Source organism: Albidovulum sp. (genome assembly GCF_049646345.1).
Taxonomy (GTDB): Bacteria; Pseudomonadota; Alphaproteobacteria; order Rhodobacterales; family Rhodobacteraceae; genus Albidovulum.
In genome coordinates this window covers 1-12384 of sequence record NZ_JBARVQ010000879.1, presented here as the reverse complement: position 1 = coordinate 12384, position 12384 = coordinate 1, and the positions used below count along the sequence as shown (strand labels likewise).

Here is a 12384-nt window from a genome sequence, read left to right as displayed (position 1 = left end):
CCATAACCCTGGAGGAAGCCATGAATGTGAACACCCAAGCCCGCAGCGCCGCGCTCGACACGTCCCACCTGGGGGTCGAGTTCCCTTTCAAATCGCGTTACGGCAACTTTATCAACGGTGCCTTCGTCGAACCGAAATCCGGCCGCTATTTCGAGAACGTCACGCCGATCACCGGCGAAGTGCTCTGTGAGATCGCCCGGTCCGACGAAAGCGACATCAACCTCGCGCTGGATGCCGCCCATGCCGCCTTCCCGGCCTGGGGGAAAACGTCGATTGCCGAGCGGTCGAACATGCTCTTGAAGATCGCCGACATCATGGAGCAGAACACCCAGCTTCTGGCGGTGGCCGAGACGCTCGACAATGGCAAGCCGATCCGTGAATCCATTGCCGCCGACCTGGCGCTCTGTGTCGATCACTGGCGCTATTTCGCGGGCTGTATCCGCGCCGAAGAGGGGACCATCGGCGAGATTGACGCCGACACCTATGCCTATCACATTCCCGAGCCGCTGGGGGTTGTCGGGCAGATCATCCCGTGGAACTTCCCGCTGCTGATGGCTGTGTGGAAGCTGGCCCCGGCACTGGCCGCAGGTAACTGCGTGGTGCTGAAACCTGCGGAACAGACACCGGCCTCGATCATGGTTCTGGCCGAACTGATCGCCGATGTACTGCCGGCGGGTGTTCTGAATATCGTCAACGGCTTCGGTCTGGAGGCGGGCAAGCCGCTGGCATCCTCCAACCGGATCGCCAAGATCGCCTTTACCGGCGAAACCACTACCGGCCGCCTGATCATGCAATATGCCTCGCAGAATATCATTCCGGTGACGCTGGAACTGGGCGGCAAGTCACCGAACATCTTCTTCGAAGACGTCATGGATGCCGATGACGCCTATTTCGACAAATGTCTTGAGGGCTTCGCCATGTTCGCGCTGAACCAGGGCGAGGTCTGCACCTGCCCGTCGCGCGCACTGGTTCAGGAATCGATATATGACGATTTCATCGCCCGCGCGGTAGAGCGCACCAAGGCAATCCGTCAGGGCAACCCGTTGCAGATGGAGACGATGATCGGCGCGCAGGCCTCGACCGAGCAGATGGAAAAAATCAAGTCCTATCTGGAGCTTGGCGTGAAGGAAGGGGCCGAGCTGTTGACTGGTGGGTCCGTGGGCAGTGTCGAGGGCGCGCCGAATGGGAACTACATCCAGCCGACTGTCTTCAAAGGTCACAACAAAATGCGGATCTTCCAGGAAGAAATTTTTGGTCCGGTTGTATCGGTCACAACCTTCAAGGATGATGCCGAGGCGCTGGAGATCGCCAATGACACGCTCTACGGCCTTGGCGCTGGTGTCTGGACCCGGGATGCCAACCGGGCGTTCCGTTTTGGTCGCGGCATTCAGGCGGGTCGGGTCTGGACCAACTGCTATCACGCCTATCCCGCCCATGCGGCCTTTGGCGGATACAAGCAGTCAGGTATCGGGCGCGAGACGCATAAGATGATGCTGGACCATTATCGCCAGACCAAGAACCTTCTGGTCAGCTACAGCCCGAACGCCCTCGGCTTCTTCTGATCGGTCGACAAAACGGCGGTCCCCTTGGCGCGGGGCCGCCATCGCGAAAGGGCGAAAGAATGCTGCGATGCATGACAGTGACGGCAACGGATGAGGCACTGGACCTGCTGCGGGAGATCAAGGCGCGGTTTGGGGCCGATCTCATGTTCCATCAATCAGGTGGATGCTGTGATGGCTCGGCGCCCATGTTGTTCCAGAAGGGCGACTTTCTGATCGGCGACCATGATATTCGTGTCAGCGACATCGACGGGGTGCCGTTCTACATGAACGCTGACCAGTATGATCGCTGGAAGCACACCGACTTGACGATTGACGCGATCAAGGGGATCGGCGGGATGTTCTCGCTTGAGAATGGATCGGGCCGAAGGTTCCTGACTCGATCCGACATCTGCCTGCCAGAATAAGTCGGTTCAATAGACAGTTTTCAGACGCAACGGGCGGCCCGAAACCGGATGCCGCCCGTTCTTTCGTCTGCACCCTCCGTCACGGTCACCGCTGTGCTCTTCCAACCTACTTGGCACGGTCGTTGCTTGTAGGGTCGGAAAGGAGACCGCCTTCATGACCAAAGTCGGCATCATCGCCAACCCTGTTTCGGCCCGCGACATTCGGCGGATCGTTAGCCATGCGGGCAACCTGCCGATCAACGACCGCGCGAATATCGTGTTGCGGATGTTGACGGGGCTGATGGCGACGGGGGTCGAAGAGGTGGTGATCATGCCGGAAAACGGCGGCATCCGCACCCAGTTGATGCGCACCATCGACCGCGAAGCCCGTATGGGACATCTGCGGTTTCCGCGCGTCAGCTATCTGGACATGCCGGTCACCTGCACCTCGGACGACAGCGCCGAGGCGGCGCGCCAGATGCACGATCAGGGTGTCGGGGCGATTGTGGTGCTGGGCGGGGACGGGACCAACCGCGTGGTCGTCTCGCGTTGCGGCAATACGCCGATTGCCGGGGTATCCACAGGCACCAACAACGCCTTTCCGGAATTGCGCGAACCGACGATCACAGGTCTGGCGGTCGGGCTCGCGGTGACGGGGCAGGTGCCCTGCGATCATGCCTATTCCTACAACAAGCGGCTGGAAGTGCGCGTCAACGATCAGCGTGAGATTGCTTTGGTCGACGTGGCCGTCGTCTCGGAACGTTTCATCGGGGCGCGCGCAATCTGGAAGACCGCGAATTTCCGCGATCTTTTCGTCACCTTCGGGCGGCCCGACGGGATCGGCATGTCCTCGATCATCGGGCTTCTGGCGCCGCTTGACCGGCAAACACCCGAAGGCCGGCGCGCGCGCCTGTTGCCGCTGGAGACGGCAAAGATCCGGCTGGTCGCCCCTATCGCACCCGGTCTGATCGAAGAGGTCGGCATCGGCGGCGTCGAAAAGGTTCTGCCCGACACGGTCTATCTGCCCAGCGTCTCGGCCGGGTCCTTCGCGCTCGACGGCGAACGCGAACTGACCTTCAGCGAAACCTGCGATGTCAGCATCCGTCTTCAGACTGATGCGTTCCGCACCGTCAACGTGCCCGATTGCATGGCCTATGCGGCCCGCCACGGGCTTCTCACTCGCGTAGCGTCTGAGGCGCTGCGCTCCGCTCATCAAACAGGGAGGACCACATGAGCAACCCGTTCCCACTGGAAAAAGACGGGCTTCTTGAAGCCTATCGCCGGATGAAAACGATCCGCGAGTTCGAAGAGCGCCTGCATGTCGATTTCGGTCGGGGCGACATCCCCGGTTTCGTCCACCTTTATGCGGGTGAAGAGGCCGCGGGCGTCGGTATCATGATGCACCTGAAGGATCTTGACCGCATCGCCTCGACCCACCGGGGCCATGGCCACTGCATCGCCAAGGGCGTGGATGTCAAAGGCATGATGGCCGAGATTTATGGCAAGGCGACCGGGTCCTGCGCGGGCAAGGGCGGGTCGATGCATATCGCTGATCTGTCCAAGGGCATGATGGGCGCGAACGGTATCCTCGGCGCCGGTGCGCCGCTGGTCTGCGGGGCCGCGCTTGCGGCGCAGAAGCTGGGTCATGATGGCGTGGGGATCACCTTCTTCGGGGATGGCGCCTCGAACCAGGGGACGGTTCTGGAATCGATGAACCTTGCCGCGATCTGGAACCTGCCCGCGATCTTCGTCGTGGAAAACAACGGCTATGCGGAATCGACCAGCGTCGATTATGCCGTCGCTTCCGACAGCTATGTCGACCGCGCGACCGGTTTCGGCATGCCGGGCATCACCGTTGACGGCACCGATTTCTTTGCCGTCTACGAGGCCGCCGGTGAAGTCGTGAAGCGCGCCCGCGAAGGCGGCGGTCCGACGCTTCTGGAATGCAAGATGATCCGCTTCTTCGGCCATTTCGAGGGCGACGCCCAGACCTATCGCGCGCCGGGCGAGAATGAGGACAACCGCAAGAACCGCGACTGCCTCAAGATCTTCCGCGCCAAGGTGACCGAGGCGAGCGTTCTGACCAATGCCGAGCTCGACGCCATCGACGCCGAGGTCGCGACCCTGATCGAGGACGCCGTGCGCGAAGCCAAGGCCGCGCCCCTGCCGACCCCCGCAGAACTGACCACCGATGTGTACGTGTCCTACTGACACGCGCTGACACGAGAAAGGAGAGAGAAAATGGCACGTACATTGAGCATGAAAGACGCGATCAACGAGGCGCTGGACCAGGAGATGAGCCGCGACCCCACCGTGATCATGATGGGCGAGGATATCGTCGGCGGCGCGGGTGCCGCGGGTGAGGATGACGCCTGGGGCGGGGTTCTGGGGGTCTCCAAGGGGCTTTATGGCAAGCATCCCAAGCAGATGATCGACACGCCCCTGTCCGAAAGCGCCTATGTCGGCGCGGCGATTGGCGCGGCGACCTGCGGGTTGCGCCCGGTGGCGGAACTGATGTTCATCGACTTCATGGGCGTCTGTCTGGACCAGATCTACAATCAAGCCGCCAAGTTCCGCTACATGTTCGGCGGCAAGGCGGAAACGCCGGTGGTGATCCGGGCCATGTGCGGCGCGGGCTTCCGCGCGGCGGCGCAGCACAGCCAGATGCTGACCCCGATCTTCACCCATATCCCGGGGCTCAAGGTCGTCTGCCCCTCGAACGCCTATGACACCAAGGGCCTTCTGATCCAGGCGATCCGCGACAACGATCCGGTGATCTTCCTTGAGCACAAGAACCTCTACGCTTCGGAATGTGATGTGCCGGAAGAGCCCTATGCCATCCCCTTCGGCGAGGCGAACATCGCCCGCGAGGGCAGCGACGTGACCATCGTGACCTATGGGCTGATGGTGCCGAACTCACTCGCCGCCGCGGAGACGCTGAAGAAGGAAGGGATCGACGTCGAGGTGATCGACCTGCGGACGCTCTCGCCCATCGACATGGATACGGTGATCGAAAGCGTCGAGAATACCGGGCGTCTGGTCTGTGTGGACGAGGCCAACCCGCGTTGTTCCATCGCTGCCGATGTCTCGGCCAGCGTGGCGCAGGACGCGTTCAAGGCCCTGAAGGCACCTATCGAAATGGTCACCGCGCCACATGCGCCGGTGCCGTTCTCACCCGCACTGGAAGACCTCTACATCCCGTCCCCCGACCGGATCGCGGCGGCTGTGCGCAAATGCATGGGGGCCTGAGGGGATGAGCGATCTGATAACGCCAATCCTCATGCCGAAATGGGGCCTTTCCATGCGGGAAGGCACCCTTGCGGCCTGGCATGTCGAGGAAGGCACCGAGATCAGTCCGGGTGACGAGATCATGGATGTCGAGACCGACAAGATCGCGAATGTCGTGGAGGCCGCCGATGGCGGTCTCCTCCGGCGCCGGGTCGGGCAGGCGGGCGAGGTCTATCCGGTTCGCGCGCTTCTGGGGGTCCTGGCCCCGGCGGAGGTGTCGGACGCTGAGGTTGACGCCTATGTCGACGCTTTCGAGATGCCTCAGGCCGAGGAAGAGGAAGATACCGGTCCGGCCCATGAATACGCCGATTTGGGCGTGGGGCGCATCCGCTATACCACGCGCGAAGGCGAGGGGGTGCCGGTCCTTCTGATCCACGGCTTTGGCGGCGATCTGGACAACTGGCTGTTCAATATCGACGCGCTGGCCGAAAAGGCGCCGGTGCATGCGCTGGACCTGCCGGGCCATGGCCAGTCGGTCAAGGCGGTGGATAATCCCGGCCTTGGCACGATGGTCGATGCGGTGGTGCAGCTGATGGATCACCTTTCCATCGCAAAGGCCCATCTTGTCGGCCATTCGATGGGCGGGCTGGTCTCAGGCCAGGTGGCTATTGACCATCCGGGCCGTGTCGCCTCGCTGACGCTGATCTGTTCCGCCGGTCTGGGGGATGAGATCAACAGCGGCTATATCGACGGGTTCGTCGGGGCCGCCAGCCGCAAGGATCTGAAGCCGGTGCTGAAGAATCTTTTCGCCGATCAGAACCTTGTCAGCCGTTCGATGGTCGACGACCTGCTGAAATACAAGCGGCTGGACGGCGTGCAGGGTTTTCTTGAGGCGCTCAAGGGCAACCTTTTTGCCGGGGGCCGGCAGGCCGCCGGGATCGCCGCCGGTCTGGCCGGGTTCAGTGGGCCGGTTCAGGTGATCTGGGGTGCTGCGGATGCGGTGATCCCGCAATCCCATGCCAAGGTCATCCCCGGCGCAAGCGTCACCGTCGTCGAAGGCGCGGGCCACATGGTCCAGATGGAGAACTCCTCGCGGGTCAACGAGCTGATCAGGGATCAGTTCTGACTCGTCCCCCCTGCCCACCCGGTACGCTCCCGTCCGGGTGGGCCCCTTTTTTGATGGATAGATAAACGACATGGGCACTCAGAAAGAGAAACTGGCAGAGACCAACAAACGTCTGATCGGGCTGTTCAAGGCCGATCAGAAAACCATGATGGCCTTCAAGTCCCTCAGCGATACCGCCGTGCGCGAAGGCAATATCTCGACCGCGATGAAGGAGATGATCGCGGTGGCCATCGCCGCCGCAAGGGGCTGCGAGGATTGCATCCTCTACCATGTCAACGAGGCCAAATCCCACGGCGCGGACCGCGATACGCTGGTCGAGGTACTTGCGGTGACGGTTGAAATGTCGGGCGGGCCCGGAACTGTCTATGCGGCGAAGGCGCTGGATGCCTTTGATCAGCTTTGACGACATCAACGCATTCAGTGAGGACAAGATGAAAACAGGATCGAAAGTGCCATCAACGCCCGTTCAGCAACTTGCAAGTGGCGAGGTCAGGCAGATCGACCTAGCCGCCCACTCGGCCGGGAAAACCATCGTTCTGGTCGGGGTGCCCGGTGCGTTCACACCCACCTGCACAGACGATCATGTGCCGGGATATCTGCGCGATGCACAAGCCTTCCGGGATGCGGGAGTGGATGAGATTATTATCCTCGCGACCAGCGACTTCTTCGTGGTCAAGGCCTGGGCAGACCAGCTGAACTCACCCGAAACCGTGAAATTCATGGCCGATGGCAGTCAGATGTTTACGCGCGACGCTAGGCAGGTCCTCGATCTGACTGATCTGGGGCTTGGCCTTCGGACGCAGCGCTACGCGGCGGTGATCCGCGACGGGGTAGTGGATTGGATTGCCACGGAACCGGATGCAACGGCAGTAACGGTCACAGCATCTCGGGAGGTTCTTTCGCACTTTGCGCAATAGCCTGGCCTCAGCTCACGCTTGATGAGTTGAGACGCTTCTTGCACTTCGGTCCCGTCTTAAAAGACTCGCAATACCCTTGTTTTGTTGATAGTTTCTGCTTTGTCATCGCCCGCGCATAGCCACGGGCCGCTGGCGGGGTCGACACTGTTGGAGGGGGGCCATCATGGATCAGTCAATCGCGTTTGCGCGCCATGTGGAGGAAATCGTATCGGCCGCCGAGGGCAAGCAGACGACGCGCGACCCCGAGGTGGTCCAGTCTTGGCTGCGCTGCCTGAACGACTACAAACTTGACCCCGAACACAAGGGTGAGGCCCGAATTCTCCCCCAGAACGTCCTGCGTCAGCACCAGCAGGAAGCCGAAGACCTGATGTCGATTGCCCGTTTTGGTATGGAGGATCTGTACCGGCGGGTAAACTCCATGGGCTATGTACTGCTCCTGACCGATGCGAAGGGGGTGACGGTCGATTTCATCGGGGACGAGAAGGTGGACCGGGAACTGAAGCGGGCAGGCCTTTATATCGGCTCTGAATGGAGCGAGAAGAACGCCGGAACTTGTGGCGTCGGGGCCTGTCTGACTTCGGGAGAGGCAATCGTCATCCACCAGACCGACCATTTCGACATGGCGCATACGCCCCTCAGTTGCACCGCCGCGCCGATCTACCATTCGGACGGTGCGCTCATCGGCGTGCTTGACGTTTCCCTACTGATGTCGCCGACAGAGAAATATTCCCAGGCCCTGACGCTGGAAGTGGTCAAATCCTGTGTCCGCCGGATCGAACTGGCCAATCTCATGAACTCGCGCAAATCCGACTGGATTCTGCGGCTGAACCGGACGTCTGAGTTTCTTGGCGTCGACCCCAGTTGTGCTATTTCGGTGGCCGCGGACGGCACGATATCGGGGCTGACCCACGGTGCCCACCAGTTATTCTCCAAGACGCAGAGTCTTCAAAAACCCGGTATTCGATCCTTTGTGGGTAAGCCATTTGAAGAATTATTTGATTTCGATTTCAATGAGATACCATGGCTAGTTAATGCTGAAACGCCTGGCGAACAGGCGCTGGAACTGTGCGATGGGCAGGTCATCTTTGCCGATGTGCAGGCGCCTTTGCGGCGTGAACGTGCACCGGCGCGATTTGTCCTGCCAAAACCGCTTGCGGAAATCCACGGCGGCGATGAAAGCATGCAGAGTATTGCAGAGAAGGCAGCAAGGATCGTCGACAAGCAGATCAGCATCATCCTTGAAGGTGAGACCGGCGTGGGCAAGGAATATGTCGCCAAGGCGCTCCATGCCTCGCGCAAGAAGAAGGGACCCTTCGTTGCCATAAACTGCGCCGCACTGCCCGAGACGCTGATCGAAAGCGAATTGTTCGGATATGCGCCCAATTCCTTTACCGGGGCCAATGCAAAGGGCAAGAAGGGGCTTATCGAACAGGCCAATGGCGGGACATTGTTCCTGGACGAGATCGGGGACATGCCGCTGGTTCTTCAGGCACGCCTGTTGCGGGTACTGGCCGAGAAAGAGGTTATGCCGGTCGGTGCGACAAAACCTGTTCCGGTGGATATCCGGGTCATTTCGGCATCTCACAGAAAGCTCAAGTCGCTGGTCGATGCCGGCCAGTTCCGACAGGACCTTTATTATCGCCTGAACGGCGTGGTGCTGGGTATTCCGGCGCTGCGGGACCGGACGGACAAGTCCTGGGTCATCCGTCAGATCGCCGCACTGGTTTCGGACGGCACGCTGTTGCGGTTTTCCAAGGCCGCGGAAGAAGCGTTGATGAGCTATGATTGGCCGGGTAACGTCCGTGAGATGATCAGCGTGTTCGAGCTGTGCCTGGCGCTCAGCAGCGGATCCGTGGTTGGTGTGGATGACCTTCCAGAACATATATTGAATTAATATCAATGCACTAAGAGGCATTTTTCGTCGACGTATCCAGTATTGGCACGATCGTTGCTTTACCGTGATTGGCAAAAACAAAATGCCAATCAGGGAGGAAGTAATGAAATCCAGAGCACAAAGTTTCACCAGCCCGACGCGCCGCACGTTCTTGCAGAGTTCATCCGCCGCTTTCGCCGCCGCTGGCGTCGGTGGGATCGGGTCGTTCATCGCGTCGCCAGTCTTTGCCAGCGAATATGCGCCCGGCATGACCGGCGGACCGACCGGGTTTGAGGGCGCCGAGCGGTTCCAGTACAACAACACCATGTCTGAAGGCCGTGCGATCGAGGGGATTAAGGCGCTTCAGGCGGCCGGTAACGCGCCAACCAAGATATCGATGCTTTTGACCGATGGAGCCATCGGCCAGATCACCAAACCCTTCCCGGAAGGTGGTCCTTCGGCCAAGGAGGTCTGGGAACGCGAAACCGGCATCACGATCGACATCATCGGCGCTCCGGCCGAGGATATTTTCAAGAAGGTGATGCAGGACGTGACCACCGGTGGCGGCACGTTCGACATCTACACCGGCCCGTGGAATTCGACCGGCGATCTGGTGTCATCTGGTGGGGCGGTGAACTGTTCTGACTTTGTGGCAAAGTACCAGCCCGACTGGGGCGATCCCGAACGCGGCACGACGACGCCGGAAAACGAGAAACTGCTTTATACCTATGCCGGGGATTACTATTCCTTCTCGCTCGACGGTGACTACCAGACCTGGTTCTACCTCAAGGGGCTTTACGAAGACCCCCGCGTGCAGGACGCCTTCCTGACGGAAACCGGGATCGAGCTGAAGACGCCCGACACATGGGAAGACGTAGACCGCATCTCGAAATTCTTCACGGGGAAGGATTTCGGCAATGGCCCAATGTACGGCAACGGCAACCTGATGAGCCCGTTCTGGGGGCTGGCGACCTTCTATGCGCGCTTTGCCTCGATGGATTTCCCGAACTTCTTCTTCTTCAACGAAGATGGCAGCCCGAACCTGAACAGCGAGCTTGGTCTGCAATGCGCCGAGGAGCATGTCCGTTCGTTCGAGTGGAGCCCGCCGGACGCGCTGACCTTCACCTGGGCCGAAGCCTATGCCACGATGTGGAACCTGCAGATCCCGCATACCGCGATCTACACCAACCTTGTGAAGTTTGGTGATGGGTTCAACCCCGACGGCACGCCGAAATCGAAAGCGACGGGCATGATCGGCAGCCACCTGCCGGTGGGGCGGCGCTTCGGCGATCAGATCAACCGTCGCTCGGTGCTCTATTACAGCATCACGGCCTGGATCTCGTCGCAGTCCAAGCACCCCGAGGCGGTCTATCTGTTCCTGCAATGGCTCAGCTCGACCCGTACTTATACTTGGATGGCCGGCAACCCGGGCGGCTATTTCGACCCGTTCCAGCAGTCGAACTTCAAGGAACCGCTCGTGGCCCAAAGCTACCAGCCCTATTCGATGGAAACGATCCCGGCGACCATCGCCCGTTCGGTTCCCTCGATCAACTTCGCCGGCCAGACCGCGCTGGATAACGCGCTGGACGAAGAGCTGCAGGCGGCGATCACCGGCCAGAAATCGGTGCGCGATGCCATGGATGCGGCCCAGGGCAAGTGGGAGAAGATCATCAAGCGGCAGGCGCGCAATGGCATCGTCGAGGCGATCCAGGCCAGCCGCGCCACCTGGCCGACGCTCGTCGATCCGGCCTGACCCGGTTCTGCTGGGGCGGGTTAGTTCCGCCCCGGCAGACCATCCCGCAAATTCAGGGAGACAGCGATGAAACCGTCACGGGGCGCCCTGGCGCTGAAATACCTCTTTATCTTTCTGGCATGCGTTGTCGTGCTTTATCCGCTTTTGTGGATGGTCACGATGGCCTTCAAGCCCTATCCGGAATGGACTACCGTCGCCGGGCTGACCTGGCTGCCGCAAGACCCAACCTGGCAGAACTTCGAGTTCATTTTCTATGGTCATGCCGAGGGTCTGGTGGTTAGCTTGGACCGCACCATCGTAGGTCCGCTGATCGCAAGCCTCGTCACATCGATCTGCGGCACGACGCTTGCGGTCGTGTCGGGTACGCTGGCGTCATACGCTGTCGTCCGCTTCGGGCTGGCGCAGTCGCTGCCGCTGTCGGTCTTGCAACTGCGGCTTTTCCCGCCGCTCGCGGTGATGATCCCGGTGATGGTGATGTGGGCCTTTATCGGCGCCGGTGATACCTGGTGGGGCCTGTCGCTGATCTACGGCATCGTGACGCTGCCCTTCGCCTTCTGGCTGATGAAGACTTTCTTCGAGGAGGTCCCGGTCGAGATCGAGGATGCGGCGCGCGTTTCAGGCTGTTCTTACTGGCGGGTCTTTTACCGGATTACCCTGCCGATCGTGAAACCGGGTCTGGCGACCTGCGCGCTTTTTGTCTTCATCCTGAACTGGTCCGACTACCTGCTGGCCCTGATGCTGACGCAAAAGGAATGGGTTACGTTGCCGGTCTATATGGCGACGCTGACCTCGGCCATGGGCGGTCAGATGTACGGCATGAAAGCCGCGCTCGGCGTGATCGCCGCCATTCCCCCTGTCGTCTTTGGCCTGATGATCCAGAAACATCTGGTGCGCGGCCTGACATTCGGAGCACTCAAGCAATGACCGATCAAGCACATAGCGGCGAAGCCGCGACCAACAGGCCACAGGGCTATTGGGCGGGCGTGGCCCGCGACGGGCAGAAGATGGGCTTCTGGTTCATCCTGCCGACCTTCCTTCTGCTGCTCTTCATCGTCATCTTCCCCTTCTTCATGCAGCTCTATCTGAGCGTGACATGGTGGACGCCGCTGGAAGGCATCCCCTGGTACAGCGCGTGGGAGGTCTTCAGCTGGTTCGACAACTACCTGACGCTTGCCACCGATCCCCGGCTTTGGGGCGCGCTGTGGCGCACGGCGCTGATCATGATCGTCGCGGTCCCGGCGCAGTTCTTTCTGGGCATGGCACTGGCCTATCTCTTCATCGACCAGTTCCCGGGCCGCAAGCTCTTCTATTCGATCCTGCTCACGCCGATGATGATCGTGCCGGCGGTGGTGGGGCTGATGTTCTTCCTGCTGTTTCAGGGCACCGGGCCGGTCAACGACCACCTTGGGCTTCCGGCCGACTTCTCGTGGCTGACCGATGTGAACCGGGCGATGATCTCGGTCATCATCGCCGATATCTGGCAATGGACGCCCTTGATGTTCCTGATCCTTCTGGCGGGGATGCTGGGCGTGCCGTCGGATC

Annotated in this window: 12 protein-coding genes; all 12 read left to right on the top strand. The window is 60.7% G+C overall.

The features are described from left to right. Positions 1–20 precede the first annotated feature (20 nt). The gene (adh, locus tag WBB85_RS22975) at positions 21–1562 is read left to right on the top strand and encodes an aldehyde dehydrogenase (RefSeq protein WP_432640890.1); all 1542 of its coding nucleotides are present in this window, start codon (positions 21–23) and stop codon (positions 1560–1562) included. 71 nt (positions 1563–1633) lie between these two features. Next, the gene (locus WBB85_RS22970) at positions 1634–1966 is read left to right on the top strand and encodes a DUF779 domain-containing protein (protein ID WP_432640889.1); all 333 of its coding nucleotides are present in this window, start codon (positions 1634–1636) and stop codon (positions 1964–1966) included. A 154-nt stretch (positions 1967–2120) separates the two neighbouring features. After that, entirely contained in the window at positions 2121–3179 is a 1059-nt protein-coding gene (locus WBB85_RS22965) for an ATP-NAD kinase family protein (RefSeq protein WP_432640888.1), read from the top strand. After that, on the top strand, positions 3176–4156 hold the full coding sequence (locus tag WBB85_RS22960; protein ID WP_432640887.1) for a thiamine pyrophosphate-dependent dehydrogenase E1 component subunit alpha: 981 nt from the start codon (positions 3176–3178) through the stop codon (positions 4154–4156). Before WBB85_RS22965 ends, WBB85_RS22960 begins: the two co-directional genes overlap by 4 nt. A 30-nt stretch (positions 4157–4186) precedes the next feature. Continuing rightward, complete coding sequence (locus tag WBB85_RS22955) at positions 4187–5194, top strand: alpha-ketoacid dehydrogenase subunit beta (protein ID WP_432640886.1); 1008 nt, start codon at positions 4187–4189, stop codon at positions 5192–5194. 4 nt (positions 5195–5198) lie between these two features. Further along, positions 5199–6299, top strand: coding sequence for an acetoin dehydrogenase dihydrolipoyllysine-residue acetyltransferase subunit (locus tag WBB85_RS22950; RefSeq protein ID WP_432640885.1), 1101 nt, complete (start codon positions 5199–5201; stop codon positions 6297–6299). A 70-nt stretch (positions 6300–6369) separates the two neighbouring features. Next, positions 6370–6702: a carboxymuconolactone decarboxylase family protein gene (locus WBB85_RS22945; RefSeq protein ID WP_432640884.1), complete on the top strand. Its 333-nt coding sequence runs from the start codon at positions 6370–6372 to the stop codon at positions 6700–6702. Further along, positions 6683–7216 carry a peroxiredoxin family protein gene (locus tag WBB85_RS22940; RefSeq protein ID WP_432640883.1) on the top strand — a complete coding sequence of 178 codons (534 nt, stop codon included), beginning with the start codon at positions 6683–6685 and terminating at the stop codon, positions 7214–7216. Before WBB85_RS22945 ends, WBB85_RS22940 begins: the two co-directional genes overlap by 20 nt. A 163-nt stretch (positions 7217–7379) precedes the next feature. Next, positions 7380–9110, top strand: a complete 1731-nt coding sequence (locus WBB85_RS22935) for a sigma-54-dependent Fis family transcriptional regulator (RefSeq protein ID WP_432640882.1) — start codon at positions 7380–7382, stop codon at positions 9108–9110. Positions 9111–9213: 103 nt separating this feature from the next. Beyond that, positions 9214–10842: an ABC transporter substrate-binding protein gene (locus tag WBB85_RS22930; protein WP_432640881.1), complete on the top strand. Its 1629-nt coding sequence runs from the start codon at positions 9214–9216 to the stop codon at positions 10840–10842. A gap of 66 nt (positions 10843–10908) precedes the next feature. Continuing rightward, a complete protein-coding gene (locus WBB85_RS22925) occupies positions 10909–11766 on the top strand; it encodes a carbohydrate ABC transporter permease (protein WP_432640880.1) in 858 nt (285 codons plus the stop codon). Then, a partial coding sequence (locus tag WBB85_RS22920; protein WP_432640879.1) for a carbohydrate ABC transporter permease occupies positions 11763–12384 on the top strand: 622 nt, incomplete at its 3' end. The genes WBB85_RS22925 and WBB85_RS22920, both read left to right, overlap by 4 nt.

Excerpts from the sequence above, each read along its gene's own strand:
- WBB85_RS22935 (WP_432640882.1), top strand. The coding sequence starts at position 7,380 with ATGGATCAGTCAATCGCGTTTGCGCGCCATGTGGAGGAAATCGTATCG.
- WBB85_RS22940 (WP_432640883.1), top strand. The coding sequence starts at position 6,683 with ATGCCTTTGATCAGCTTTGACGACATCAACGCATTCAGTGAGGACAAG.
- WBB85_RS22945 (WP_432640884.1), top strand. The coding sequence starts at position 6,370 with ATGGGCACTCAGAAAGAGAAACTGGCAGAGACCAACAAACGTCTGATC.
- WBB85_RS22930 (WP_432640881.1), top strand. The coding sequence starts at position 9,214 with ATGAAATCCAGAGCACAAAGTTTCACCAGCCCGACGCGCCGCACGTTC.
- WBB85_RS22950 (WP_432640885.1), top strand. The coding sequence starts at position 5,199 with ATGAGCGATCTGATAACGCCAATCCTCATGCCGAAATGGGGCCTTTCC.
- WBB85_RS22960 (WP_432640887.1), top strand. The coding sequence starts at position 3,176 with ATGAGCAACCCGTTCCCACTGGAAAAAGACGGGCTTCTTGAAGCCTAT.
- WBB85_RS22955 (WP_432640886.1), top strand. The coding sequence starts at position 4,187 with ATGGCACGTACATTGAGCATGAAAGACGCGATCAACGAGGCGCTGGAC.
- WBB85_RS22965 (WP_432640888.1), top strand. The coding sequence starts at position 2,121 with ATGACCAAAGTCGGCATCATCGCCAACCCTGTTTCGGCCCGCGACATT.
- WBB85_RS22925 (WP_432640880.1), top strand. The coding sequence starts at position 10,909 with ATGAAACCGTCACGGGGCGCCCTGGCGCTGAAATACCTCTTTATCTTT.
- adh (WP_432640890.1), top strand. The coding sequence starts at position 21 with ATGAATGTGAACACCCAAGCCCGCAGCGCCGCGCTCGACACGTCCCAC.
- WBB85_RS22970 (WP_432640889.1), top strand. The coding sequence starts at position 1,634 with ATGACAGTGACGGCAACGGATGAGGCACTGGACCTGCTGCGGGAGATC.